Genomic DNA, 24527 nt, shown 5'->3' on the forward strand with positions numbered 1-24527 from the left:
ACTCAAGTGTGGGAGCAAGTGTGGGAGCAAATGTGGGAGGGGGCTTGCCCCCGATAGCGGTGCACCAGTGATAGATCAGGTGACTGACACACCGCCATCGGGGGCAAGCCCCCTCCCACATTGAATCTCCAGTGCTATTTAAAGAGGAGTCATTCATGTCTGGATTCTGGAACCAAGCCTTCGACCTCACCGGCCGTTGCGCGGTGATCACCGGCGGTGCCGCCGGCATCGGCCTGGCCTGCGCCAGCCTGCTGGTCGAACGCGGCGCGCGGGTGGCGCTGCTGGACCGCGACCCGGCGGTGGTGGCCGTGGCCGCCGGCCTCGGCGCCGAGCATCTGGGCATTGCCGTCGACCTCAGCCAGATCGACCAGGTGCAACACAGCGTCGACCGGGTTTTCGCCCACTTCCAACGCCTCGATTACCTGATCAACAGCGCCGGCGTGGCCTTGCTGGACAAGGCCATCGACGTCAGCGAAAGCGCCTGGGACACCACCCTCGACATCAACCTCAAGGCCAGCTTCTTCGTCGCCCAGGCCTGCGCCCGGCACATGCTCGCCCAGGGCGGCGGGCGCATCGTCAACCTGGCCTCCCAGGCCGCGGTAATCGGCCTGGACCGGCATGTCGCGTATTGCGCGAGCAAAGCGGCCATCGTCGGCATGACCAAGGTATTGGCCATGGAATGGGCGCCACAGATCAACGTCAACGCCATCTCCCCCACCATCGTCGAGACCGCGCTGGGCAAGCAGGCCTGGGCCGGCGAAGTCGGCGAACGGGCCAAATTGCAGATCCCGGCGGGCCGCTTTGCCCAGCCGGAAGAAATCGCCGGACTGGCGCTGTACCTGCTCAGCGACGCGGCGCAAATGATCACCGGCGCCAACATGGTGATCGACGGCGGCTACAGCATTCAATAATTCATCTATTTGTCGTGAGGTTTTGTCATGTCCACCGTTACCGAACGCACGCCCGAGCAACTCACCCCGATCATCCCGAAAACCATGCAGGCCGTGGTCTGCCATGGCCCGGAAGACTACCGCCTGGAAACCGTCGACGTGCCCACCCCCGGCCCCGATGAAATCCTCACCAAGGTCGAGCTGTGCGGCATTTGCATGGGCGACATCAAGACCTATCGCGGCGCCCCGTCGTTCTGGGGCGACGCCGAACAACCGCGCTACGTCAAACCGCCGATGATCCCCGGCCACGAATTCGTCTGCCGCGTGGTGGCCCTCGGCCCCGGCGCGGAAAAGCGTGGGGTGAAGGTCGGCGACCGGGTGATCTCGGAACAGATCGTGCCGTGCTGGGGCTGCCGCTTCTGCAACCACGGCCAGTACTGGATGTGCCAGAAACACGACCTGTATGGCTTCCAGAACAATGTGCAGGGCGCCATGGCGCAGTACATGATCTTCACCAAGGAAGGCATCATCCATAAAGTGCCGGACTCGATTGCGCCGGACGAAGCGATCCTGATCGAACCGCTGGCCTGCTCGCTGCACGCGGCGGAACGCGCCAATGTAGATTTCGACGACGTGGTGGTGGTCGCCGGCGCCGGTACGCTGGGCCTGGGGATCATCGGCGCAGTACGCATGCGCAATCCGAAAAAGCTGATCGTGCTCGACATGAAACCCGAACGCGCCGCCCTTGCCCTGCGCATGGGCGCCGACGAAGTGTGGAACCCGGCCGAGGTGGACGTGCTGGCGAAGATCCGCGCAATCACCGACGGCTACGGCTGCGACATCTATATCGAAGCCACCGGTCATCACAAGGCCGTCAACCAGGGCCTGGCGATGCTGCGCAAACTCGGGCGTTTCGTTGAGTTCAGCGTGTTCAACGACGAGGCTACGGTGGATTGGTCGATCATCGGCGACCGCAAGGAACTGGACATCCTCGGCTCGCACCTGGGGCCGTACATGTACCCGCGCGCCATCGACTTTATCGGCAACCGCAAGATCGACATGCGTGACGTGGTGACCCACAAGTTCGCCCTGGCGGACTTCAAGGAAGCGTTTGCGGTGATGGAGCGAGGCGACAAATCACTCAAGGTCGTCCTCGAACCCTAAACACACCACACATCCCAATGTGGGAGGGGGCTTGCCCCCGATAGCGGTGGCTCAGTAATTGATGAGCTCACTGTCACGCCGCCATCGGGAGCAAGCCCCCTCCCACACTGAACAGCTGTGAACCCATAAAACAAGAACACAGGAACCCGCGTTATGAATCGAGTCATCAACGATCCGGACCACGTGGTCGAGGACATGCTGCGCGGCATCCTGGTCGCGCATCCGCAATTGCGCCAGTACGAAACCAATCCACGGGTCATCGTCAAAGCCAAACCGTCGGGCCAAGGCTGCGTCGGCATCGTCACCGGCGGCGGTTCGGGCCATGAGCCGGCCTTCCTCGGCTACGTCGGCCCCGGCCTGGTCGACGCCGTGGCCGTCGGCGAGATCTTTTCCTCGCCCACCGCCAAGAGCTTCTTCGATGCGTTCCGCGCCGCCGACCACGGCGCCGGCGTGGCCTGCCTGTACGGCAACTATGCCGGCGACAACATGAACGTGAAGCTGGCGATGAAAATGGCCGCCAGCAAAGACATGCGTATCCGCACCGTGGTCGCCAACGACGACGTGGCGTCCGCGCCCAAGGCCGAGATCGCCAAGCGGCGCGGCGTGGCCGGGGAAATCTTCATGTGGAAGATCGGCGGTGCCGCCGCTGCCCAGCACTACGACCTCGACGGTGTGATCCGCGTCGCCCAGAAAGCCGTCGACCACTGCCGCTCGATCGGCATCGGCCTCACCCCCTGCACCATTGCCGCCGTGGGCAAGCCGAACTTCGAGATTGCGGACGGCCAGATGGAACTGGGCATCGGCCATCACGGCGAACCGGGCATCGAAGTCATCCCGATCGAACCCGCCGCCGCCATGGCCGAGCGCATGCTCGCGCCGATCCTCGCCGACCGCGACTTCAGCCAGGACGACAGCGTGGTGGTGCTGGTCTCCGGCCTCGGCGCCACGCCGGTGATGGAGCTGTATATTTTCTACGCCGAGGTGGAACGCCAACTCACCGCCAAGGGTTTGAAGATCCACCGTTGCTACGTGGGCAACTACTTCACGTCCCTGGAAATGATGGGCGTGACCCTGACCCTGCTCGGCCTCGACACCGAGCTGAAAACCCTGATCGACCAACCCTGCCGTTCCATCGGCATGACCCAGGCGGAGTGAACCATGAGCGAGCATTTTTCCACCCGCGACGGCAGCGCCATCGTCGCCGACCTGGTCAGCGTGATCGTGGCCAACCGTGAGTACCTCAGCGAAATCGACGGCGCGATTGGCGACGGCGACCACGGCATCAACATGGCCAAGGGCTTCGCCCATTGCGGGCGTGCGATCGAAGGCCGCCAACTGAGCCTGGCCGAAGCCCTGGACGAACTGACCCTGAGCCTGATGGAAGGCATCGGCGGCTCCATGGGGCCGTTGTACGGCAGCCTGTTTATCGGCATGGCCGATGAAGTGCGCGGCTGCGAAGACATCGACGCGGCCACCTTCGCCCACCTGCTACGCGGCGGCCTGACCTCGTTGCAGGACATCACCGAGGCCGGCGTGGGTGACAAGTGCCTGATGGACACCTTGATCCCGGCGGTCGAAGCGTTCGAGCGGGCCCATGCACAGGGGGCGTCCTTCGGCGATGCGCTCGACGCGATGAAAACCGCCGCCTCACAGGGGCGCGACTCGACCAAGGACCTGGTGGCCAAGATCGGCCGCGCCAGCCGCCTGGGCGAACGCTCACTGGGCGTGCTGGATGCCGGCGCGGTGTCGTGCTGCCTGATCCTCACCCGCCTGGCCGATTCCGTGCAGCCGCGGCTGGTGTAACGCCTCAGGCTGGCGTTTGCTTGACCTGCTGGATATACCGCGCCACCGCCGGCGCTTGCTCGAAGCGCCGGTGAATCAACGACAGCCACGACGCCGCCTCACTGCCCTGAATACTGCGATAGACCACGCCCGGCAGACTCACATGCCCGACCACCGACGCCGGCACCACGGCCACGCCCTGCCCCAACGACACCAATGCCACCACCGCGACCAACCCGCCCGGCTGCGGCCCCAGGCGCGGCGCATAACCGCCTTGGGCGGCGACGTGCAACGTGCCGCTGATCTGCTCCGGCAGGATAAACGTCTCGTTTTGCAGATGCTCGCAACCGATGCCCTTCAAGCCCAGTAACCAGGAATCCTGGGGCAGCGCCAACACGAAACCTTCGCGGTGCAGGCGTACCGCCTCCACGCCGTCGGGCAACGTCATCGGCGAACGGATGTAGCCTATGTCGTAGCGCCCATCCGCCACCGCGCCGGGCAAGGTCGCCATCGCACATTCGCGCACGTTCACGCTGACGTCGGGAAACGCCTGGCTGAACCCGTGCATTTGTCGCTGCAACAGCCCGGAATACACCGCCGAAGCCACGTAGCCCAATTCGATGTGGCCGGTCTCGCCACGCCCGGCACGCTGGGCACTGCGCTGGGCAAATTCGAATTGACGCACGGTGGCTTCGGCCTCGACCAGCAGCGCCGCGCCGGCTTCGGTCAGGCTGACTTCGCGCTGCTGACGGATAAACAAGCGCGTGCCCAGGCTGGTTTCCATGTCCTGGATCTGCCGGCTCAAGGTCGGCGGTGCGATGCCCAGTTGCTCGGCGGCGCGGGTGAAGTTGCGCTGTCGGGCCACGGCCAGGAAGTAGCGAAAATGGCGGATGTCCATACGAGGATTAGCTCAAAGGTAATGAAGTGCTTCGCCGTGGCTAACAAAGGCAGCAGCGTGCGGGGATAAGCTCAAGGTACTTCAACAGTAGAGAGCCCTTGCGATGTCCGTCAACTGCCTTTTCCATATTGCCTGTAGGGTAATTACAGCATGAGCCGGGTCAGTCCACGCCTGACACTGCTGACCGCTTCCGGCGTCTGCTCGCTGATCGTGCTCGACACCAATATCGTCGCCGTCACCCTGCCGAGTATCGCCCGCGATCTGGGGGCCAATTTCGCGGATATCGAGTGGGTGGTCAGCGCCTATATGCTCGCCTTCGCCGCGCTGTTGTTGCCCGCCGGCAGCGTCGCCGACCGCTTCGGCCGCAAGAGGAGCCTGATCTGGGGCCTGGGTATTTTCATCCTCGCCTCCCTCGGCTGCGGCGCCGCGCCCAGCGCGCTGTGGCTGGATATCGCGCGCGCCGTCAAAGGCGTCGGTGCCGCGCTGCTGCTCACCTCGGCGCTCGCCTCCATTGGCCACACCTTCCACGACGAAGTGGAGCGGGCCAAGGCCTGGGCGTTCTGGGGCGCGTGCATGGGCGTGGCAATGACCGCCGCACCGACCCTCGGCGGCTTGATCACCGAGTTCCTGGGCTGGCGCTGGATTTTCTACCTCAACCTGCCGGTGGGCCTGGGGTTGATGGCGCTGGTGCTGCACGCCATCCCCGAGTCCCGCGATACCCTGGCTGCGCGGCTCGACCCGTGGGGCAGCCTGGCGTTCAGCGCCAGCCTGCTGTGTTTGATCTGGGGGTTGATCGAGGCCAACCGCATCGGCTGGGACAACCCGCTGACCTACGCGCGCCTGCTCGGTGGCGGGTTGCTCCTGGGCGTGTTCGTACTGGTCGAGCGGCTGCAACAGCGGCCGATGGTCGACCTGCAACTGTTCCGTCACCCGCGCTTTATTGGCGCCCTGCTGGGCATGTTCGCCTACGCCGGCTGCGCCCAGGTGATGATGACGTTGCTGCCGTTTTACCTGCAGAACGGCCTGGGCTTTTCCGCGATTGCCTCGGGCCTGGGCATGCTGCCGTTCGCGCTGACAATGCTGATTGGCCCACGGATCGGCGCACGCCTGGCGCAACGCTTGGCGCCGGCGACCATGATGGCCAGCGGTTTGACCCTCGTCGGCTGCGGCAACCTGTTGAGCGCCTGGGCGCTGAATGTCGGCGGCTACCTGCCCTTTGCCCTGGCGATTGCAGTCACCGGGGCCGGGGCCGGTTTGCTCAACGGCGATACGCAGAAAAACATCATGGCCTGCGTGCCACGGGAGCGTGCGGGGATGGCCTCGGGCATGAGCACCACCATGCGCTTCAGCGCGATCATGCTGGCCATCGGCGTGTATGGGGCACTGCTGAGCAGCCACAGCGAACAGCTGTTGCGCGCAAGTATCGACCCGCAATGGCAGGCGCAGGTGGCGGGAATCGCTTCGCGGGTGGTGGCGGGTGATATGCCGGCGGCGCTGAACCTGGTGCCCGAGGCGGCGCGGGTGAGGCTGCAACCGCTGGCGCGGCAGGCGTTTGTGGACGGGTTCAGCGGGGTGTTGTGGGTGGCAGGGTTATTGGGATTGCTCGGAGCGCTGGTGGTGGGGAGGCTGATGCGCAAGCCGATACCCACACCGAACTAAATGTGGGAGGGGGTAAGCCCCCTCCCACAGGTATTACCTATACCCCAAAGAGGCTTACCAGAACCGCTGCTGGGTCAACCGGCTCCACCAGGTCAGCAGCACGCGGTCCACCGAACCGCTGGCCGCCAGGCCCACGCGCTCTTGCAGGCTCTTGCGCTCAGAGTAATGCAGGTGGAATACCTCGGCGGTCTTGGCCTTGGTGGCCAGGTATTCGTCGCTGGTTTGCAGCTCGTCGACCAGTTGCTTGTCGAGGGCTGCAACACCCAGCCACACTTCCCCGGTCGCCACTTCGTCGATCGCCAGCTGCGGGCGATAGCGCGACACGAAGTTCTTGAACAACTGGTGGGTGATGTCCAGGTCTTCCTGGAACTTCTCCCGGCCCTTCTCGGTGTTTTCGCCAAACACGGTGAGGGTGCGTTTGTATTCGCCGGCGGTCAGCACTTCAAAGTCGATATCGTGCTTTTTCAACAGGCGGTTGACGTTGGGCAACTGCGCCACCACCCCGATGGAACCGAGGATCGCGAACGGTGCGCTGATGATCTTCTCGCCAATGCACGCCATCATGTAGCCGCCGCTGGCCGCGACCTTGTCGATGCACACGGTCAACGGCACGCCCGCCTGGCGAATCCGCGCCAGTTGCGACGACGCCAACCCGTAGCTGTGAACCATGCCGCCGCCGCTTTCCAGGCGCAGCACCACTTCGTCCTTGGGCGTGGCCAGGCTCAGCAAGCCAGTGATTTCATGACGCAGGCTCTCGGTGGCCGAGGCCTTGATGTCGCCGTCGAAGTCGAGCACGAACACCCGTGGCTTGGCCTCGGGTTTCTTTTTGCTGTTCTTCTTTTCGGCTTTGCTTTCAGACTTGCGCAGGGCCTTGAGCTGATCCTTGTCGAGCACGGTCGATTCAAGGCGCTCGCGCAGGCCTTTGTAGAAATCATTCAGCTTGCTGACCTGCAACTGGCCAGCCGATTTGCGACGACCTTTGCTGCGCAGTGCCGCGAAGCTGATCAGTACCACCAGAATCGCGACCACCAGGGTGACGGTCTTCGCCAGAAAGCTCGCGTATTCAGCCAAAAAATCCATGTGTCTCCTTAACAATGCACGGCGCCAGGCGCGGATCGCCCAAGCATACCGACGGGACCGCCGGGGAGCCAGTGCTCAAACCGCCAGCAGGCAGGCGCTCTAACGCGCTTTTAAAACAAGCGTATGTTTTTTCATTGACAGCTCGCAGGCATCCTCATAACCTCGCCAGACTTTCAACGTACCGGGAAAACGGACGTGGGCAGCATCTATCTGATTCGACATGGCCAGGCCTCCTTCGGTGCAGACGACTATGACGTCCTGTCGCCCGTCGGCGTGGAACAAGCGCAAATCCTCGGTCGCCACCTGGCAGACATGGGCGTGACGTTCGACCGCTGCGTCGCCGGCGACCTGCGCCGCCAGCAGCACACCGCCACGGCCGCGTTCGATCAATACAGCGCCCTCGGCCTGGCGGTTCCAGCCCTGGAAGTCGACAGCGCCTTCAACGAATTCGACGCCGACGCGATCATCCGCGCCCTGCTCCCCGACCTGCTCACCCGCGAACCCGACGCCCTGGAGATCCTGCGCAACGCTGCGCAGAACCGCAGCGAATTCCAGCGCATCTTCGCCCTGATCATCGAGCGCTGGGTGGCCGGCACTTACGATACGCCGGGGCTGGAAAGCTGGCTGGGGTTTGTCGAGCGCGTCCAGGGTGGCCTGCAGCGTCTGCTGGAAGCGGCCGACAACACGCACAAGATCGCCGTGTTCACCTCCGGCGGCACTATTACTGCCCTGCTCCACCTGATTACCCGGATGCCGGTCGCCCAGGCCTTCGAACTGAACTGGCAAATTGTTAACACCTCGCTCAACCAGCTGAAATTCCGCGGTCGCGAGGTGGCACTGGCTTCCTTCAACAGTCATACCCACTTGCAACTGTTGAAGGCGCCGCAGCTCATCACTTTCCGATGAAGTGCGGCCAACCGTGACCCCAAGGTCGCTGGACTCTACCCTAAAGGATCGAAACCATGACTGACGTAGCTAAAGCCGTAGAAGCAATGAAAGCCAAATTCAACCCAGCCGCTGCTGCCGGCCTGGACCTGGTATTCGGTTTCTGTATCGATGACAGCAAACACTTCTCGCTGATCGTCAAAGACGGCACCTGTGAACTGCAGGAAGGCGAAAACCCTGACGCCCAGGTGACCCTGGTCATGAACGGCGAAACACTGGAAGGCATCGTCAGCGGCGAAACCGACGGCATGCAGGCCTTCATGAGCGGCAACCTGCGCACCGAAGGCGACATGATGCTGGCGATGAAGCTGAGCGATCTGTTCCCTTCCTGAGAACGCTGGCTGTAACGCACGCATTGAAACGACAAATCCCGCCAATGGCGGGATTTGTCGTTTCTCGGCCGGCGATCAGCGGCGTCGACTTTCTTGAACTGCTCCAAATCTGGTGGGGGATGGCAGCGTTCGCCATGATCTACATCCCTGTAAAAGTCGGGGCGGCGAATTTGCCCGATTCAAGGCGTGGAGGGTACATGCAACAGCAACACCACCAACGCACTCCACCCCGTCTGGTGTGACGCCCCCAACCCGCGCCCGGTCTCCCCATGGAAATACTCATGGAACAACACCAGATCACGGCTGGCCGGGTCCGCCTCCAACTGCGCATACCCGGCCATCGACGGACGCAGGCCATTGTCATCCCTGAGGACCAATCGGCTCAGACGCTGGCTGAGGCTGTCGGCGACTTCCTCCAGGGACGACAGATAACCACTGCCCGTCGGGTACTCCACCGAGAAGTTATCCGCGTAGTACCGATGAAACTCGCGCAACGATTCGATCAGCATGTAATTCACCGGCATCCACAACGGCCCGCGCCAGTTGGAATTGCCGCCGTACAGACGCGAATCGGATTCACCGGGTTGGTAGCGCGCGCACAACGTGTCGCCGTTCATCTTCAGCGCCAGGGGCTGCTCGGCGAAGGCCTTGGACATTGAGCGCACGCCAAACGCCGAAAGAAACTCATCGTCATCCAGCATGCGCCGCAGCAAATCCTTGGTGCGCTCGCCGCGCAATAACGCCAGCAACAGGCGATTGCCCTGCCCCGGTTCGTTCCAGCGCGAGACCAGCTTGGCCAGGTCCGGCCGGTGGTGCATGAAGCCCAACAACCGCTCACGCAAGCCTTCGAGGCCCTCATGCTCGCGCTGTTCCAGCACCAGCACGGCGAACAGCGGCATCAGGCCGACGATGGAACGCAGGCGCACCGGTTCGTTCTGACCGTCGGGACGGTGCAGTACGTCGTAGAAGAACAGGTCCTGCTCGTCCCACAGGCCCTCGGCGCTGTCGTCGACACGGTTGATCGCGCCGGCGATATACAGGAAGTGCTCGAAAAACTTCACCGCGATATCGACGTACACGACATTGCGCTTGGCCAGTTCCAGCGCGATACGCATCAGGTCCAGCGCATACGCCGCCACCCACGCCGTGCCGTCGGCCTGATCCAGTTGGTAGCCCGGCGGCAGTGCGGCCGAGCGGTCGAACAAGGCGATATTGTCCAGGCCGAGGAACCCACCCTGAAACAGGTTGCGCCCCTCGGCATCCTTGCGGTTGACCCACCAGGAGAAATTCAACAGCAACTTGTGGAAGATCCGCTCCAGGAAATCCATGTCGCCGACGCCGGTCAACGTCTTGTCCTGCTGATACACCCGCCAACAGGCCCAGGCATGCACCGGCGGGTTGGCGTCGTCGAAGCGCCACTCATAGGCCGGCAACTGGCCGTTGGGGTGCATGAAGCGGTCCTTCACCAGCAGCAACAGTTGTTGCTTGGCATACCCCGGATCGATCAGCGCCATGGCCACCGCCTGAAAGCCCTGGTCCCAGGAGGCGTACCACGGGTATTCCCAGGTGTCGGGCATGGAGAGGATGTCGAAGTTGGACAGGTGCCGCCAATGGCTATTGCGCCGTTGCAAACGCTCGGGCGGCGGCGCGGGTTGGGTCGGGTCGCCGTCGAGCCATTGGTTCACGTCGAAGTAATAGAGCTGCTTGGACCACAGCAAACCGGCCAGGGCCTGGCGCTGCACATTGCGCGCGTCGGCATCGGCGATGCCCTGCTGCAACGCGGCGTAGAAGTCATCGGCTTCCTGGCGGCGCTGTTCAAACAGCTTGCGCGCATTGACCTCGGGCGCGTCCTTGGGCGCAAAGCGCAGATACACGACTTTGCGCTCCAGACCCGCCAACTCCAGGACGAAACGCGCGGCCGCCTTGGTGCCGCTGTCGCGGCGAATCGCGGTTTCCTGCCCCGCCACCACGTAATCGTTGATCCCATCCTTGAACGGCCCCGGCGCCGGTTGCCCGTCCAGCTTGGGGGCGTTGCTTTCGTTTTCGCAGAACAGCCATTCGACGCCGTCCTGGCCCCAGGCACTGAGGTGGCGGTCCGGCAATTCATGATGCCGCGCCAGCACGCGCTCGCCGTCCAGCCGCAACTGCGGTTTTGGCGCGCCGACGGCCCAGCTCCAATCATTGCGCGCCCACACCTGCGGCAGCACTTGCAGGCGTGTCGGCTGGTCGGAGCGGTTGTGGACGCTGACGCGCATGAAGATATCGTCGGGCTGGTGCTTGGCGTATTCGACGCTGACGTCGCAATACCGGTTGTCTTCGAACACGCCGGTATCGAGGATTTCGTACTCGGCGTCCGCCAGCCCGCGCTGGGCGTTTTCGGCGATCAGGTCGGCGTAGGGAAACGCCGCGTGGGGATATTTGTAGAGCATACGCATGTAGGCATGACTCGGCACACCGTCGACGAAAAAGTACAGTTCCTTGACGTCCTCACCGTGGTTGCCCTCGGCGTTGTTCAGGCCGAACAGGCGCTCCTTGATGATCGCGTCACGCTCGTTCCACAGCGCCAGGCCCAGGCACCAGCGTTGCGCCTTGTCACTGAACCCGGCCAGGCCATCCTCGCCCCAGCGGTAAGCGCGGCTGCGCGCATGTTCGTGCGGGAAATAACGCCAGGCATCGCCGTCGGCGCTGTAGTCCTCGCGCACCGTGCCCCATTGGCGTTCGCTCAGGTACGGGCCCCACTCGCGCCAGCACTCGGCGGAATCGGCGGCCAGGCGCTGGCCTTCAGTGGTTTGCACAATAGTGGCGCTCATCCAATCCTCCCTCAGCCATCGCGTAAGGCCAGTGTAGAACCCATTCCCGGCGGGATGCACATGAAGACGGTTTTACCCCACTCATTCGTTTGCAGAATGAAGTCCAGAGGAATCTTCGTTTGCGCGGGCCTGCGGCGCCCAACAGAATCGGGGGTAACGGCATTCATTACTCTTACCGCAGCCAGGAATTTTTCTATGCCCAGCACCGCGTTTATCAGCCCCGACGACATCCGCAAAGGCTTTTCCAAGGCCATGTCCGACATGTACCGCGATGAAGTGCCCCTGTACGGCGCGCTGATGGGGCTGGTGGCCGACATCAACCGCCGCGTGCTCGACGCCGACCCGAGCCTGGCGCAACAGCTGCAACGGACCGGCGAAATCCAGCGCCTGGACATGGAACGCCACGGCGCCATTCGCCTGGGTACCGCCGCCGAACTGGCGACCATCCGCCGCCTGTTCGCGGTGATGGGCATGCAACCGGTGGGCTACTACGACCTGACCCCGGCCGGCGTGCCGGTGCATTCCACCGCATTTCGCGCCGTGCATGAATGCGCGCTGCAAACCAGCCCGTTTCGCGTATTCACCTCGTTGCTGCGCCTGGAACTGATCGAAAACCCCGAACTGCGCGCCTTCGCCGAAGCCGCCCTGGCCAAGCGTTCGATCTTCACCCCCGGCGCCCTCGCCCTGATCGAACAAGCGGAACGCGATGGCGGCCTCAACGCTGACGACGCCGAGGCATTCATCCGCCAGGCCCTGGAAACCTTCCGCTGGCACCACACCGCCACCGTCACCGCCGCGCAGTACCGGCAACTGAGCGACCAACATCGCCTGATCGCCGACGTGGTGGCCTTCAAGGGCCCGCACATCAACCACCTGACCCCGCGCACCCTGGATATCGACCAGGTCCAGGCCGCCATGCCCGGCAAAGGCATCACCCCCAAAGCCGTGATCGAAGGCCCGCCGCGCCGCCACTGCCCGATCCTGCTACGCCAGACCAGCTTCAAGGCCCTCGACGAAACCATCGCCTTCACCGACGCCCAAGGCAGCCACAGCGCACGCTTCGGCGAAATCGAACAACGCGGCGTCGCCCTCACACCCAAAGGCCGCGCGCTGTACGACCAACTGCTGAATGCCGCCCGCGACGCACTCGGCGCCTTCCCCAACGAAGCCAACGCCGCGCATTACATGCACTTGATGGAACAGCACTTCCAGGCCTTCCCGGACGACCACACACAAATGCGCGAACAAGGCCTGGCCTACTTCCGCTACTTCGCCACCGACAAAGGCCTCGCGGCACGCGGCCAAGCCGACCAACCGCGCACGCTGGACGCGCTGATCGCCGCCGGTCACGTCGATGTAGAACCGCTGGTGTATGAGGATTTTCTGCCGGTGAGTGCCGCGGGGATTTTCCAGTCGAACCTGGGGGATGCCGCGCAAAGTCACTACGCAGCCAATTCGAACCAGGCCGAATTCGAACAGGCACTGGGGCGCAAGACCCTTGATGAGTTGGCGCTGTATGCCGAGACGCAACAGCGCTCGATGGATGAATGCACCCACACGCTACTGGCCTGACACAAACTGCCCGCCCGGCTCAGCAGCGCAATCCTCGCGCCCTATAACCCCCCAGAGCCGGGTGGACGGCGGGCATCATAAGTATCGGCGGGAAGGATGTCGTTCAGCCAAATCTGAAAAAATGTGCAAGGGAGCGACTGACGCGCTCCCTCCGTGGTGAATGGATCGCGCGCTTTACTGCAGCAAATCCTTGATCTCATCTTTAACCAACAAGCGTCTTTCCTTTAACTTCTTCAGCTCCTCATCGCTGCCGGCTGCCTTTTCAGCGCTCACCACCAATTCGTCGACGGCGTTGTATTTATCAAACAGCGCGTTCAGACGCGGATTTTTCGCCCGGTGTCCATCGACTTCGTCCTTGCTCAAACCCAAGTCCTGATACAGGTCGTGTTTCACTGGCATGGCCTACCTCCGCAAGTTGATCAATGATTACGCCCTTGAAGCTAGCCCATTCCAGGGGGTCTTGTCATGTTTGCGGGCAAACCAGTTCCGTTCGTCGCTACACCGGCGATGGAATCAAACCTTTGCCGCGCCCTGCCCTCCACTGTAGATCGCTACCTGAGGGAGACCGGTTTCATGAATCACGCCGCCACCGCTGTCGACACCCAATGCATCAACACCCTGCGCACCCTGGCCATGGATGCCGTGCAGAAGGCCAATTCCGGCCACCCCGGCACGCCCATGGGCCTGGCGCCGGTGGGGTATACGCTGTGGAGTCGCTTCCTGCGTTATCACCCGGAGCATCCCGACTGGCCCAACCGTGACCGCTTTGTATTGTCGGTGGGGCATGCGTCGATGTTGCTGTATTCGTTGCTGCACCTGGCCGGCGTGGTCGAGATCGATGCCCAGGGCCAGCGCTCGGGGCAGCCGGCGATCAGCCTGGACGATATCAAGCAGTTCCGGCAGATGGGCTCCAAGACCCCAGGCCACCCCGAGTACCGCATGACCACCGGCGTAGAAACCACCACCGGCCCCCTCGGCCAGGGGTGCGCCAACAGCGTCGGCATGGCCATGGCCGGGCGCTGGCTGGGCGAGCGCTTCAACCGCGACGGCCAGGTGCTGTTCGACTACAACGTCTACACCCTGTGCGGCGACGGCGACATGATGGAAGGCATCAGCAGCGAAGCCGCCTCCCTGGCCGGGCATTTGCGGTTGGACAACCTGTGCTGGATCTATGACAACAACACCATCAGCATCGAAGGCCACACCGAACTGGCCTTCAGCGAGGACGTGATCCAGCGTTTCCAGGCCTATGGCTGGCACACCTTGCACGTGACCGATGCCAACGACCTGCACGCCCTGAGCACGGCGCTGCAGACCTTCCAGCGCAATACCGGTGCGCCGACCCTGATCGTGGTCGACAGCGTGATCGGCTACGGCTCGCCGCACAAACACAACACCGCCGCCGCCCATGGCGAGCCGCTGGGCGAGGCGGAGATCCGCCTGACCAAGGCCGCGTATGGCTGGCCGGAAGACGCCAGCTTCCTGGTGCCCGAGGAGGCACGCACGGTGTTGCGTGATGCATTGCACGCGCGCGCCGAGCCGTTGTACCGACAGTGGCAGCAAACCCTGGCGTCCCTCGACCCGCAACTGGCCGACGAACTGCAACGCATGCGCGCCGGGAACATGCCCGAGCAATGGCAGGCTGAACTGCCCAGCTTCGACCCCGACGCCAAGGGCGTGGCCAGCCGTGCCGCCGGCGGCGAGGTGCTGAATGCCTTCGCCCGGCAGATTCCCTGGCTGCTGGGCGGTTCGGCGGATTTGTCGCCGTCGACCAAAACCAACCTGACCTTCGACGGCGCCGGACGCTTCAGTGCCGATGACTACAGCGGGCGCAACCTGCACTTCGGCATCCGTGAACATGCCATGGGGGCGATCGCCAATGGCATGGCGCTGTCCTACCTGCGCCCGTACACCTCGACGTTCCTGGTGTTCAGCGACTACATGAAGCCGCCGGTCCGCCTCGCGGCAATCATGGAATTGCCGGTGGTGTTCGTGTTTACCCATGACTCGATCGGCGTCGGCGAAGACGGCCCGACGCACCAGCCGATCGAACACCTGAGCCAACTGCGCGCCACGCCGGGGTTGCTGACCCTGCGTCCCGGCGATGCGAATGAAACCCTGGAACTGTGGAAGGTCGCCCTGGCCCAGACCCACCGGCCGAGCTGCATGGTGTTGTCGCGCCAACCGCTGCCGACTCTGGACCGCACGCAGTACGCAGCCGCGTCCGGTGCCGCCCAGGGCGCCTATGTGCTGGCCGGCGCCGCACACCCCGAGGTCATCCTGCTGGCAACCGGCAGCGAAGTCAGCCTGGCGGTGGCGGCGTATGAACAGCTCAAAGGCGAAGGCATTGCCGCGCAGGTGGTCTCGATGCCCAGCTGGGAGCTGTTCGAAGAGCAGCCCACCGCCTACCGCGACAGCGTACTGCCGCCAGCGGTGACCGCGCGGGTGGTGGTGGAACAGGCCGGTCCGTTGGGCTGGGACCGCTATGTCGGACAGACCGGCGCCAAAGTGGTGATGAACAGCTTTGGCGCATCGGCGCCCCTGGCCAAGTTGCAGGAGAAGTTCGGGTTTACCGTGGAGAATGTGGTGAAGCTGGCCAAGCAACAGATCCAACGGCAGGAACATTGATCACAACGGTGACTGACACTCCGCTATCGGGGGCAAGCCCCCTCCCACATTGACCGCATTCCCTTGGTTGATCGGCGGGGTTAGTGGCATTTGCTCATGCTCGGGTGCCGGCGGTGAGCCCCACTCTCCCATGTGGGAGGGGGCTTGCCCCCGATAGCGGTGCATCAGTCACTGCATGAGTACCCGAACCACTGAAGTGCGCCCCATTGATGGTCAGACCAGCTCCCGGGCGAGAAACGGCGCAGTGCGGCTTTTCTTGCTCTTCGCCACCTGTCGCGGCGTGCCGCTGGCAACCACCTTGCCGCCCAGGTCCCCAGCGCCCGGCCCGATATCAATCACCCAGTCACTCTGGGCCACCACGCGCATTTCATGCTCCACCACAACCACCGTATGCCCGGCGTCGACCAGATGGTTCAGCTGGCGGAGCAAGCGGTCCACATCCCGTGGGTGCAGGCCGGTCGTCGGCTCGTCCAGCACATACAAGGTGGCGCCCCGGGCATTGCGTTGCAGTTCGGTGGCCAGCTTGATGCGCTGCGCTTCGCCCCCGGACAGTTCCGTCGCCGGTTGGCCGAGGCGCAGATAGCCCAGGCCGATATCGCGCAGCACCAGCAACGACCGCAGCACCCCCGGCTGCTCGGCGAACACTGCCACCGCCTGCTCGACGGTCAAGCCGAGCACTTGGGCAATGTTCAAACCATGCCATTGGATCGCCAGGGTCTCGGGGTTGTAACGCGCCCCGTGGCAGGTCGGGCACGGCGCGTACACGCTGGGCATGAACAGCAACTCAACGCTGACGAACCCTTCGCCCTCGCAATTCGCGCAGCGGCCCTTGGCGACGTTGAAAGAAAACTGCCCCGCATCGTAATCACGCTGCTTCGCGGCCGCTGTGGCGGCGAACAGTTTGCGCACGTTGTCGAACAGCCCGGTGTAGGTCGCCAGGTTGGAGCGCGGCGTGCGGCCGATGGGTTTCTGGTCCACCTGCACCAGCCGGTGAATCCGTTCCAGCCCGGCGCTGATGCACCCGCCGCTGGTGGGCGGGGCATCGTCTTCCAGGCTCGGTTCGTCGTCGCTTTCCGGCACGCGGCCGAGGCCGCTGCCCACCAACTCCAGCAGCGCCTGGCTGACCAGGCTGGATTTGCCCGAGCCGGAAATACCGGTCACCGCAGTGAAGCAACCCAGCGGGAAATCGACACTCAAATCCTTGAGATTATTACGTGTGACGCCCTCCAGGCTCAGCCAGCCGGTCGGTTCGCGGCGCCGGGGATTGGCCGGGCGCCGTTCGGCAAACAGGTACTCACGGGTCTGCGACGCTTCAACCTGCGCCAAACCCGCCGGCGGTCCGCTGTACAGCACTTGCCCGCCGTGTTCACCGGCCGCCGGGCCGACGTCGATCAGCCAGTCGGCGCGGCGCATGGTTTCCAGGTCGTGCTCCACCACAAACAACGAATTGCCGGCGGCTTTCAAACGCGCCAACGCAGTGAACAGCGCTTCGCCATCCGCCGGGTGCAGCCCCGCCGACGGCTCATCCAACACATAGATCACGCCAAACAACTGCGAGCCCAGTTGCGTAGCCAGGCGCAAGCGCTGCAACTCGCCGGACGACAAGGTCGGCGTGCTGCGCTCCAGGGACAGATAGCCCAGCCCCAGCTCGGTCAGGGTGCTGACCCGTTCGAGCAGATCCTCGGCGATGCGCTGGGCGGCCAGGCGCTTTTCCAGCGACAGTTTCATCGTGTCTTGCCCCGCCGCCACCGGCCGCAGCAGCTCGGCCAATTGAGTCAGCGACAGTTGCGAGAGTTCGCCGATGTCCACCCCGGCAAACTTCACCGACAACGCCGCCCGGGTCAGCCGTTTGCCGTCACACAACGGGCAGGCGCTGCCCTGCATGAACTGCGCGACGCGCTTTTTCATCAGCGCACTTTGGGTGTGGCTGAAGGTGTGCAGGATATAGCGCCGCGCGCCGCTGAACGTGCCCTGGTAGCTCGGCTCCAGCTTGCGTTTCAGCGCCTCGCGGGTCTGCTCCGGGGTGAAACCGGCGTACACCGGCACGGTCGGGGTTTCGTCGGTGAACAGAATCCAGTCGCGCTGCTTTTTCGGCAAATCACGCCACGGGATGTCGACGTCATAGCCCAGGGTCACCAGGATGTCGCGCAGGTTCTGGCCTTGCCACGCCAAGGGCCAGGACGCGACCGCACGCTGGCGGATGGTCAGCGAGGGATCGGGCACCATCAGCGCCTCGGTCACCTCATACACGCGGCCCAGGCCGTGGCATTGCGGGCAGGCACCCTGGGGCAGGTTCGGCGAAAAGTCCTCGGCATACAGCATCGCCTGCCCCGGAGGATAACTGCCGGCGCGCGAATAGAGCATGCGGATCAGGCTGGACAACGTCGTGACACTGCCCACCGACGAACGCGCACTCGGCGTGCCGCGCTGTTGTTGCAGGGCCACGGCAGGCGGCAGGCCTTCGATGGAGTCCACATCGGGCACGCCGACCTGATCGATCAGGCGTCGCGCATAGGGCGCCACCGATTCGAAATAGCGCCGCTGGGCCTCGGCATACACCGTGGAAAAAGCCAGGGACGACTTGCCGGAACCCGACACGCCGGTAAACACCACCAGGGCATCCCGCGGGATATCCACATCGACGTTACGCAGGTTATGTTCGCGAGCGCCGCGAACCCGGACGAACCCAAGCTGTTGGGCAGTGATCTGAGGGATGTTGCGCGATGAAGTCATGGTCAACCTTGTGGCGCGGCAAGCACGCGGCGCACTCGATGCGTCTGGGTTTCGGGGTTATAGGGCTTGCTCAGCAGATGAATGTCGGGGCTCAGCAGGTGCGGAATTGGCTAAAAAATGCATCGGTTGGCTCTTGGCGAAGAGAAGCGTGGGTTGGTGGTACAGCACCACGCATAGAAAATAGGAGCCTGCCGACAATCATTCGTTTCATTGCATATAGCTTATCCACGCAGGCTGGGGCAACTGCGCTCAGTGAAAATCCCGGCTGCGCACAGCGATGCCTTGCAGCAGCGGCGACAGGTCGGTGAGGCGCCCGGCGATCAGGTGCCGCACCTCGCCCACCGCCTCCCAGCGCCCGTCCACCTTGAGCAGGCGCGAGCCGACCAGGGCCTGGCGCTGACGTTCTGCCAGATCGCGCCAGACCACCACATTCAGGTTGCCGAATTCATCCTCCAAGGTGACAAAGGTCACACCGCTGGCGGTGCCGGGGCGCTGGCGACCGGTCACCAGGCCGGCGACGCTGACAGTGCGGCCATGCTCCACCGCCATCAGCTCACGGGAACTGCGGCAGCGCCGTTTGCGCAATTCATCGCGCAACAACGCCAACGGATGCGGGCCCAGGGTGGTGCCGAGCGTGGCGTAATCGGCCTGCAGGTCTTCGCCCACCGTGGGTGTCGGCAACTCCACCCGCGCTTCGTCGGGGCTGGGCAGGCCGGCGAACAGCCCGAGTTGTTTGTGTACCCCCGCCACTTCCCAGCGCGCCGTGTGCCGGTTGCCGGCCAACGCCCGCAAGGCTCCGGCATCCGCCAGCAAGGCTTGGGCGCGGGGATCCAGCCCGACGCGTCGGTCGAGGTCGGCAATGTCACTGAATGCACGGTGCTCGCGCGCCGCTTCGATCCGTCGCCCATCCTCTTCGCGAAACCCCGCGATCATGCGCAACCCCAGGCGAATCGCCGGTTGCGCGCCAGCGATGGGTTCCAGGCTGCAATCCCAGTCACTGGCCTGCACGTCCACCGGGCGGATCTGCAAACGATGGCGCCGCGCGTCCTGCAGGATCTGGTCCGGGCTGTAGAACCCCATGGGCCAACTGTTGATCAACGCACAGGCGAAGGCCGCCGGTTCATGGCATTTGAGCCAGCAACTGGCGTAGGTCAACAAGGCAAAACTGGCGGCGTGGGATTCCGGGAAGCCATAGCTGCCAAAACCCTTGATCTGCTCGAAGATCTGCGCGGCGAAGGCTTCGCTGTAGCCGTTTTTGAGCATGCCGGTGCGCAAGCGTTGCTGGTGCGGTTCAAGGCCGCCGTGACGCTTCCAGGCCGCCATGGAACGGCGCAACTGATCAGCTTCACCAGGGCTGTAATCGGCGGCGACCATGGCGATCTGCATCACCTGTTCCTGGAACAACGGCACGCCGAGGGTGCGTTCGAGCACCGCTTCAAGCTGCGGCGACGGATAGGTGGTGGGCTCCTCTTTGTTCCGCCGCCGCAGGTACGGATGCACCATGCCGCCCTGGATCGGCCCCGGGCGCACGATGGCGACTTCAATCACCAGGTCGTAAAAGGTCTGCGGCTTGAGCCTGGGCAACATCGACATCTGCGCCCGCGACTCGATCTGGAACACGCCGAGGGTGTCGGCCTTGCTGATCATTGCGTAGGTGGCCGGGTCTTCCTTGGGGATCGTCGCCAGGCACAGGTCGTGGCCACGGTGGCGACGCAGCAGGTCGAAACAGCGGCGGATCGCGCTGAGCATGCCCAGGGCGAGGATATCCACCTTGAGCAGGCCGACGGCGTCGAGGTCGTCCTTGTCCCACTGGATGATGGTGCGCTCGGCCATCGCCGCATTTTCCACCGGCACCAGGGTGTCCAGCGGGTGTTCGGAAATCACGAAGCCGCCGGGGTGCTGGGACAGGTGCCGGGGGAAACCGATCAGTTGCTGGGTCAGCGCGAGTATGCGGCGCAGCACCGGGCTGTCGGGGTCGAAACCGCCTTCACGCAGGCGTTCCAGGGGCGGCGCCTGGTCACTCCAGCGCCCGCAGCACTCGGCCAGGGCATTGACCTGGTCCGGCGGCAACCCCAGGGCCTTGGCCACATCGCGCACCGCGCCGGCACCGTGGTAGCTGCTGACCACCGCCGTCAGTGCCGCGCGGGTGCGGCCGTAGCGCTGGAATACGTATTGCAGCACCTCTTCGCGGCGGTCGTGTTCGAAGTCGACGTCGATGTCCGGCGGCTCGTTACGCTCCCGGGACAGGAAGCGCTCGAACAGCATGTTCATCAGGCTCGGGTTGATCTCGGTGATGCCCAAGGCGAAACACACCGCCGAGTTGGCCGCCGAACCCCGGCCCTGGCACAGGATCGAACGGCTGCGGGCAAAGCGCACGATGTCATGCACCGTGAGGAAATAGCTTTCATAGCCCAGCTCGCTGATCAGTTCCAACTCGCGGTCGATCTGCTGCCGGGTCTTGGCGTCGACCCCTTGCGGCCAGCGCCGGGCGATGCCTTCTTCGGTGACGGCGCGCAGCCAGGATCGGGCGTCATGGCCGGCGGGCACCAGCTCACGCGGATAGTGGTAGCGCAGTTGGCTGAGGTCGAAGGTACAACGGCGCGCGATGGCCAGGGTTTCGTCGAGCAACGATGGCGGATACAACGCCTGTAACGCCGGCAGGCTGCGCAGATGCCGCTCGCCATTGGGATGCAGGCGCGTGCCGGCTTCGGCCACCGGTACGTGATGGCGGATGGCGGTCATGGTGTCTTGCAGGGCGCGGCGGCCGCGGGCATGCATATGCACATCGCCGCAGGCCACCGCCGGGAGCTGCAGGCTGGCGGCCAGTGCCAGGCGTTGCTCCAGGTGACGCGCATCGTCCTGCCCGCAATGCAGATGCACCGCCAGCCACAGGCGCTCGGCGAAGGTACGGCGCAGCCATTGGATCGAGGCCTGGGTGTCGCTGTCTTCGGCAATCCAGAGCGCCAACAGGCCGGGCAGCGGTTGGTCGAAGTCTTCTGGCAGCAGGCGATAACGGCCCTTCTCCGCCCGTCGTCGGGCCAGGGTGATCAAGCGGCACAGGTGTTGGTAGCCGCTGAGGTCTTCCACCAGCAGTAGCAGTTTCGGGCCGTTTTCGACGCGCATCTCACTGCCGATGATCAGCGGCAAACCCACCGCTTTCGCCGCCTGCCAGGCGCGCACGATGCCGGCCAGGGTGCATTCGTCAGTGATCGCCAGGGCGCTGTAGCCCTCGCGCTTGGCCCGCTCGAACAACTCCAGCGCCGTGGAGGCGCCGCGCTGGAAGCTGAAGTTGGACAGGCAATGCAGCTCGGCGTAACTCATGCGAACCAGCCTTGCAGCCACAGCCCGTCGCATTGCCCCACGGTGCGGTAGGCCCAGCCTTGCTGGCCGGCGCGGGTCTGGATCAGGTAATAGTCGCGGCGGATATCGGCGCCATCCCACCAGCCCGATTCGATGCGCTCCGGGCCCTTCAGGATCTGCACGCCTGCCTCGGCCAACAAGGTCGGCTCGGCGAGCAGCCAGCCGGGGCGTTGCACGTTGTTCAAAGTGGGGCACGGGTTTTTATCGGTCGCCGCTTGCCAGGCACATTCGGGGCGGTGGTCGGCGTGAAAGCGCAGGCCGTGTACCGCCTCATCGCCAAGCCGGGCGCGCAGGCGTTCGCGCAGTTGCGCCCAGGGCAGGGTCTGTTGCGGGCGGGCGTCGAACAGGTCCTGGCGTTGCGGCACGAACACCGGCAGGTCCTGGGCTACCAGGCGAACACCGCGCACGGGGGACGTCACTTGCACCTGCTCCAGACGCCCGCGGGCCAGTTCGAACAGCATCGGCGCTTCACGCTCGGCGCTGAGCAGGCCGACCGGGATCACGCTGTCGAGGGCCTGGGCGTGTTCCAGGTGCAGGGCGAAACGCTGGACGCCACTGTCGCGGCCACAGAGGAAGGCGGACAGGTCGCCGGTCAGGCGGCGCAGCGGGAATAACAGGGCCTGGTGGGATTGCACGTCGTAGTTCAGCTCGATGCGTACATCGAAGCGGTCCGGCGGCTGATAGAAGCCCAGCGCCAACGGCCGCTGCCCGCTCAGGGCATCCAGATGCTTGAGCAACGCCGCATCGAAACGCCGCGCCAGGGTGTGCCGGGGCAACGCCTGCACCTGGGCCAGGCTGCGCAAGCCCATGCGCGACAAGGCGATAGCGGCCTGCGGGTCCAGGCCGGCGCGGTCGATGGGCAGTGGCGCCAAGGCCTGCATCAACGCGTGATCATCGGCCACGGCCAGGCCATCGTAGCGGTTCGCCAGCACCCGCGCCGCCGCCGGGTTGGGCGCGGCGACGATGCGATGACGAAAGCCCAGCTCGCTCAGCTCTTTGCGCAGGCGGGCCTCGAAGCGCGGCCAGGGCCCGAACAGGCCCAGGCTCGACTCGATCTCAAACAGCAAGGCGCGCGGGTAAAACACGCTGACCTGGGAACTGAACTGGTAGGCCCAGGCCGCCAGAAACTGCTGCCAGCGTTCGATCTCCACGGGGTCGTATTCGGCGCAGGCAAAGGTTTTGACCAGCGCATGCGCCGCCGTCAGCGATTGACCGGGGCGCAGGCCCAAGGCGTGCGCGGCCGCGTTGACGGTTTGCAGGACGCGCCGCTGCGGCGTGCCGGCCAGCAGCGCCAGCGGCTCGTGCGGCGTCGGATGCATACGCTGCACCGCGTCCAGCGCCAATTGCGGGAAGACAATACACACCCAGCGCATGCCAACCTCAGTGCCCGGCCAGCGCAATCGGCGCCGGGTGGGCCAGCCCGCCCCGGCACTTGAGCACCCGCACTTGCGCGGGCCGGGCGTCGACCGCCAGGCGCAGAGCGGCCGGCGAGGCGTTGAGCGCGTCACTCAGGGCGCGCCAGGCAAACGCCAGGGTCTGCCCGGTTTCCGCCGCTACCTGCAAGCGCCGCAAGGCACGATCATCGGCCTTGCGCGGCCAGCACAACACCGCACCGCAACTGCCCGAACGCAGGCACTGCTCGACCGCCCACAACGCATCCCGCTCCTCGGCCCGGACCACCGCGATCTGACGCAAATCCACCCCGGCGTTCTGCCAGGCGTGGGGGTACGGCGTGTAGGGCGGCGCCACCAGCACTATGCGCTCCCCCGCCGCCGACAAACGCGCCAGGGTCGGCAACACCAGTTGCAGTTCGCCCACGCCGTCCTTGGCCATGAGGATTTCGCTGAGGGCCGACTCCGGCCAGCCGCCCGTGGGCAGCACCGCATCCAGCGCCGCCAGCCCCGTGGGGTGGACACTGGCCGGTGGCGCGGCGGGCCGGCCCTTCCACACACGCCCGCCATTGAACAGCGCGTCCAGGGCAACGACGGCGCCCATCAGCCTTGCCTCACCAGGCCGCAGAACACGCCTTCGATGGCCAGGTCCTGATCGGGCCCGACCACGATGGGTTGATACGCGGGGTTGCGCGGCAGCAGCCGCACGCTGTCGCCATTGCGTTCGAAACGCTTGATGGTGACTTCACCGTCCAGGCGCGCCACCACAATCTGCCCGTTCACGGCTTCGGCACTGCGGCGCACGCCCACCAAATCGCCGTCGAGGATGCCGTCTTCGATCATTGAGTCGCCCTGCACCCGCAACAGATAGTCCGGGGTTTTCGCGAAAGTGGCCGGGTCGAGTTGCAGGCGGCTGTGGACTTCGGCATCGGCGCCGATGGGCAAGCCGGCGGCGACACGGCCCAGGACCGGGACGTCCAGCCATTCGGGCCGCGCTGGCGGGTTGAGCAGGCGAATGCCACGGGCCTGGTTGGGGTTGACTTCGATGAAGCCGGCTTCGGTCAGGGCCACAACGTGTTTGCGGGCGACGCTGCGGGAGGCGAAGCCGAATGCCTCGGCGATCTCGGCGAGGCTGGGGGATTGGCCTTGTTGCGCGATGCGGTCGCGGATGAAGGTCAGGATGGCGGTGCGGCGGGGGGTTAGGGTTGTCATGGAGTACATTTGTACTCTTGTGGGAGATTTCTGACAAGAGCCGGTAGTCGGGGGGTTGGGGGTTGGGGGTA

18 protein-coding genes are annotated in these 24527 nt (G+C 64.6%); 9 read left to right on the top strand and 9 right to left on the bottom strand.

What is annotated here, in order from left to right; all coding sequences use genetic code 11:
• Window positions 1–155 precede the first annotated feature (155 nt).
• The 4 genes from MOQ67_RS18700 (at window position 156) to dhaL (ending at window position 3857) form a co-directional block, all read left to right on the top strand.
• Window positions 156–911, top strand: a complete 756-nt coding sequence (locus MOQ67_RS18700) for an SDR family oxidoreductase (protein ID WP_046383107.1) — start codon at window positions 156–158, stop codon at window positions 909–911.
• Window positions 912–938: 27 nt separating this feature from the next.
• Complete coding sequence (locus MOQ67_RS18705; RefSeq protein ID WP_046383106.1) at window positions 939–2054, top strand: MDR/zinc-dependent alcohol dehydrogenase-like family protein; 1116 nt, start codon at window positions 939–941, stop codon at window positions 2052–2054.
• A gap of 153 nt (window positions 2055–2207) precedes the next feature.
• A complete protein-coding gene (locus MOQ67_RS18710; protein WP_017846663.1) occupies window positions 2208–3209 on the top strand; it encodes a dihydroxyacetone kinase subunit DhaK in 1002 nt (333 codons plus the stop codon).
• Window positions 3210–3212: 3 nt separating this feature from the next.
• Window positions 3213–3857, top strand: coding sequence for a dihydroxyacetone kinase subunit DhaL (gene dhaL, locus MOQ67_RS18715; RefSeq protein WP_017846664.1), 645 nt, complete (start codon window positions 3213–3215; stop codon window positions 3855–3857).
• A 4-nt stretch (window positions 3858–3861) separates the two neighbouring features.
• On the opposite strand, the gene MOQ67_RS18720 is transcribed toward dhaL, so the two are convergent.
• A complete protein-coding gene (locus MOQ67_RS18720) occupies window positions 3862–4734 on the bottom strand; it encodes a LysR family transcriptional regulator (protein WP_017846665.1) in 873 nt (290 codons plus the stop codon).
• A gap of 150 nt (window positions 4735–4884) precedes the next feature.
• On the opposite strand from MOQ67_RS18720, the gene MOQ67_RS18725 reads away from it, so the two are divergent.
• Window positions 4885–6393 (top strand): MFS transporter, encoded by a 1509-nt coding sequence (locus MOQ67_RS18725; RefSeq protein WP_198717650.1) that lies wholly within the window; start codon window positions 4885–4887, stop codon window positions 6391–6393.
• Window positions 6394–6447: 54 nt separating this feature from the next.
• Here the strand turns inward: MOQ67_RS18725 and sohB are convergent, their stop codons facing one another.
• Complete coding sequence (sohB, locus tag MOQ67_RS18730; RefSeq protein ID WP_046383102.1) at window positions 6448–7473, bottom strand: protease SohB; 1026 nt, start codon at window positions 7471–7473, stop codon at window positions 6448–6450.
• Between the two features lie 195 nt (window positions 7474–7668).
• Here sohB and MOQ67_RS18735 point away from each other — a divergent pair, with 195 nt between their 5' ends.
• Window positions 7669–8379 (top strand): histidine phosphatase family protein, encoded by a 711-nt coding sequence (locus tag MOQ67_RS18735; protein ID WP_198717649.1) that lies wholly within the window; start codon window positions 7669–7671, stop codon window positions 8377–8379.
• Window positions 8380–8435: 56 nt separating this feature from the next.
• On the top strand, window positions 8436–8750 hold the full coding sequence (locus MOQ67_RS18740) for an SCP2 sterol-binding domain-containing protein (RefSeq protein ID WP_026139983.1): 315 nt from the start codon (window positions 8436–8438) through the stop codon (window positions 8748–8750).
• Window positions 8751–8929: 179 nt separating this feature from the next.
• Here MOQ67_RS18740 and MOQ67_RS18745 read toward each other — a convergent pair whose 3' ends face one another.
• Entirely contained in the window at window positions 8930–11560 is a 2631-nt protein-coding gene (locus tag MOQ67_RS18745; protein ID WP_198717648.1) for an MGH1-like glycoside hydrolase domain-containing protein, read from the bottom strand.
• A 195-nt stretch (window positions 11561–11755) separates the two neighbouring features.
• On the opposite strand from MOQ67_RS18745, the gene hglS reads away from it, so the two are divergent.
• The gene (hglS, locus tag MOQ67_RS18750) at window positions 11756–13132 is read left to right on the top strand and encodes a 2-oxoadipate dioxygenase/decarboxylase HglS (protein WP_169883983.1); all 1377 of its coding nucleotides are present in this window, start codon (window positions 11756–11758) and stop codon (window positions 13130–13132) included.
• A 174-nt stretch (window positions 13133–13306) separates the two neighbouring features.
• Here the strand turns inward: hglS and MOQ67_RS18755 are convergent, their stop codons facing one another.
• On the bottom strand, window positions 13307–13531 hold the full coding sequence (locus MOQ67_RS18755) for a YdcH family protein (RefSeq protein WP_017846672.1): 225 nt from the start codon (window positions 13529–13531) through the stop codon (window positions 13307–13309).
• Window positions 13532–13705: 174 nt separating this feature from the next.
• Between MOQ67_RS18755 and tkt the strand changes: the two genes are divergently transcribed.
• A complete protein-coding gene (gene tkt / locus MOQ67_RS18760; protein ID WP_198717647.1) occupies window positions 13706–15760 on the top strand; it encodes a transketolase in 2055 nt (684 codons plus the stop codon).
• 213 nt (window positions 15761–15973) lie between these two features.
• Here tkt and MOQ67_RS18765 read toward each other — a convergent pair whose 3' ends face one another.
• From MOQ67_RS18765 to lexA, 5 genes are all read right to left on the bottom strand, one after another.
• A complete protein-coding gene (locus tag MOQ67_RS18765; protein ID WP_198717646.1) occupies window positions 15974–18493 on the bottom strand; it encodes an excinuclease ABC subunit UvrA in 2520 nt (839 codons plus the stop codon).
• A 249-nt stretch (window positions 18494–18742) separates the two neighbouring features.
• The gene (locus MOQ67_RS18770) at window positions 18743–21835 is read right to left on the bottom strand and encodes an error-prone DNA polymerase (RefSeq protein WP_198717645.1); all 3093 of its coding nucleotides are present in this window, start codon (window positions 21833–21835) and stop codon (window positions 18743–18745) included.
• Complete coding sequence (locus tag MOQ67_RS18775) at window positions 21811–23226, bottom strand: Y-family DNA polymerase (RefSeq protein ID WP_198717644.1); 1416 nt, start codon at window positions 23224–23226, stop codon at window positions 21811–21813. Before MOQ67_RS18775 ends, MOQ67_RS18770 begins: the two co-directional genes overlap by 25 nt.
• A 7-nt stretch (window positions 23227–23233) precedes the next feature.
• Entirely contained in the window at window positions 23234–23848 is a 615-nt protein-coding gene (imuA, locus tag MOQ67_RS18780) for a translesion DNA synthesis-associated protein ImuA (RefSeq protein WP_198717643.1), read from the bottom strand.
• On the bottom strand, window positions 23848–24465 hold the full coding sequence (lexA, locus tag MOQ67_RS18785) for a transcriptional repressor LexA (protein ID WP_017846678.1): 618 nt from the start codon (window positions 24463–24465) through the stop codon (window positions 23848–23850). Before lexA ends, imuA begins: the two co-directional genes overlap by 1 nt.
• Window positions 24466–24527: the final 62 nt, after the last annotated feature.

The organism is Pseudomonas sp. LY-1, assembly GCF_053502595.1.

What these genes read in the sequence shown, in the direction of transcription:
- MOQ67_RS18700 (WP_046383107.1), top strand. Translation starts at nt 156, where the DNA reads ATGTCTGGATTCTGGAACCAAGCCTTCGACCTCACCGGCCGTTGCGCG.
- MOQ67_RS18705 (WP_046383106.1), top strand. Translation starts at nt 939, where the DNA reads ATGTCCACCGTTACCGAACGCACGCCCGAGCAACTCACCCCGATCATC.
- MOQ67_RS18710 (WP_017846663.1), top strand. Translation starts at nt 2,208, where the DNA reads ATGAATCGAGTCATCAACGATCCGGACCACGTGGTCGAGGACATGCTG.
- dhaL (WP_017846664.1), top strand. Translation starts at nt 3,213, where the DNA reads ATGAGCGAGCATTTTTCCACCCGCGACGGCAGCGCCATCGTCGCCGAC.
- MOQ67_RS18720 (WP_017846665.1), bottom strand. Translation starts at nt 4,734, where the DNA reads ATGGACATCCGCCATTTTCGCTACTTCCTGGCCGTGGCCCGACAGCGC.
- MOQ67_RS18725 (WP_198717650.1), top strand. Translation starts at nt 4,885, where the DNA reads ATGAGCCGGGTCAGTCCACGCCTGACACTGCTGACCGCTTCCGGCGTC.
- sohB (WP_046383102.1), bottom strand. Translation starts at nt 7,473, where the DNA reads ATGGATTTTTTGGCTGAATACGCGAGCTTTCTGGCGAAGACCGTCACC.
- MOQ67_RS18740 (WP_026139983.1), top strand. Translation starts at nt 8,436, where the DNA reads ATGACTGACGTAGCTAAAGCCGTAGAAGCAATGAAAGCCAAATTCAAC.
- MOQ67_RS18745 (WP_198717648.1), bottom strand. Translation starts at nt 11,560, where the DNA reads ATGAGCGCCACTATTGTGCAAACCACTGAAGGCCAGCGCCTGGCCGCC.
- hglS (WP_169883983.1), top strand. Translation starts at nt 11,756, where the DNA reads ATGCCCAGCACCGCGTTTATCAGCCCCGACGACATCCGCAAAGGCTTT.
- MOQ67_RS18755 (WP_017846672.1), bottom strand. Translation starts at nt 13,531, where the DNA reads ATGCCAGTGAAACACGACCTGTATCAGGACTTGGGTTTGAGCAAGGAC.
- tkt (WP_198717647.1), top strand. Translation starts at nt 13,706, where the DNA reads ATGAATCACGCCGCCACCGCTGTCGACACCCAATGCATCAACACCCTG.
- MOQ67_RS18765 (WP_198717646.1), bottom strand. Translation starts at nt 18,493, where the DNA reads ATGACTTCATCGCGCAACATCCCTCAGATCACTGCCCAACAGCTTGGG.
- MOQ67_RS18775 (WP_198717644.1), bottom strand. Translation starts at nt 23,226, where the DNA reads ATGCGCTGGGTGTGTATTGTCTTCCCGCAATTGGCGCTGGACGCGGTG.
- imuA (WP_198717643.1), bottom strand. Translation starts at nt 23,848, where the DNA reads ATGGGCGCCGTCGTTGCCCTGGACGCGCTGTTCAATGGCGGGCGTGTG.
- lexA (WP_017846678.1), bottom strand. Translation starts at nt 24,465, where the DNA reads ATGTACTCCATGACAACCCTAACCCCCCGCCGCACCGCCATCCTGACC.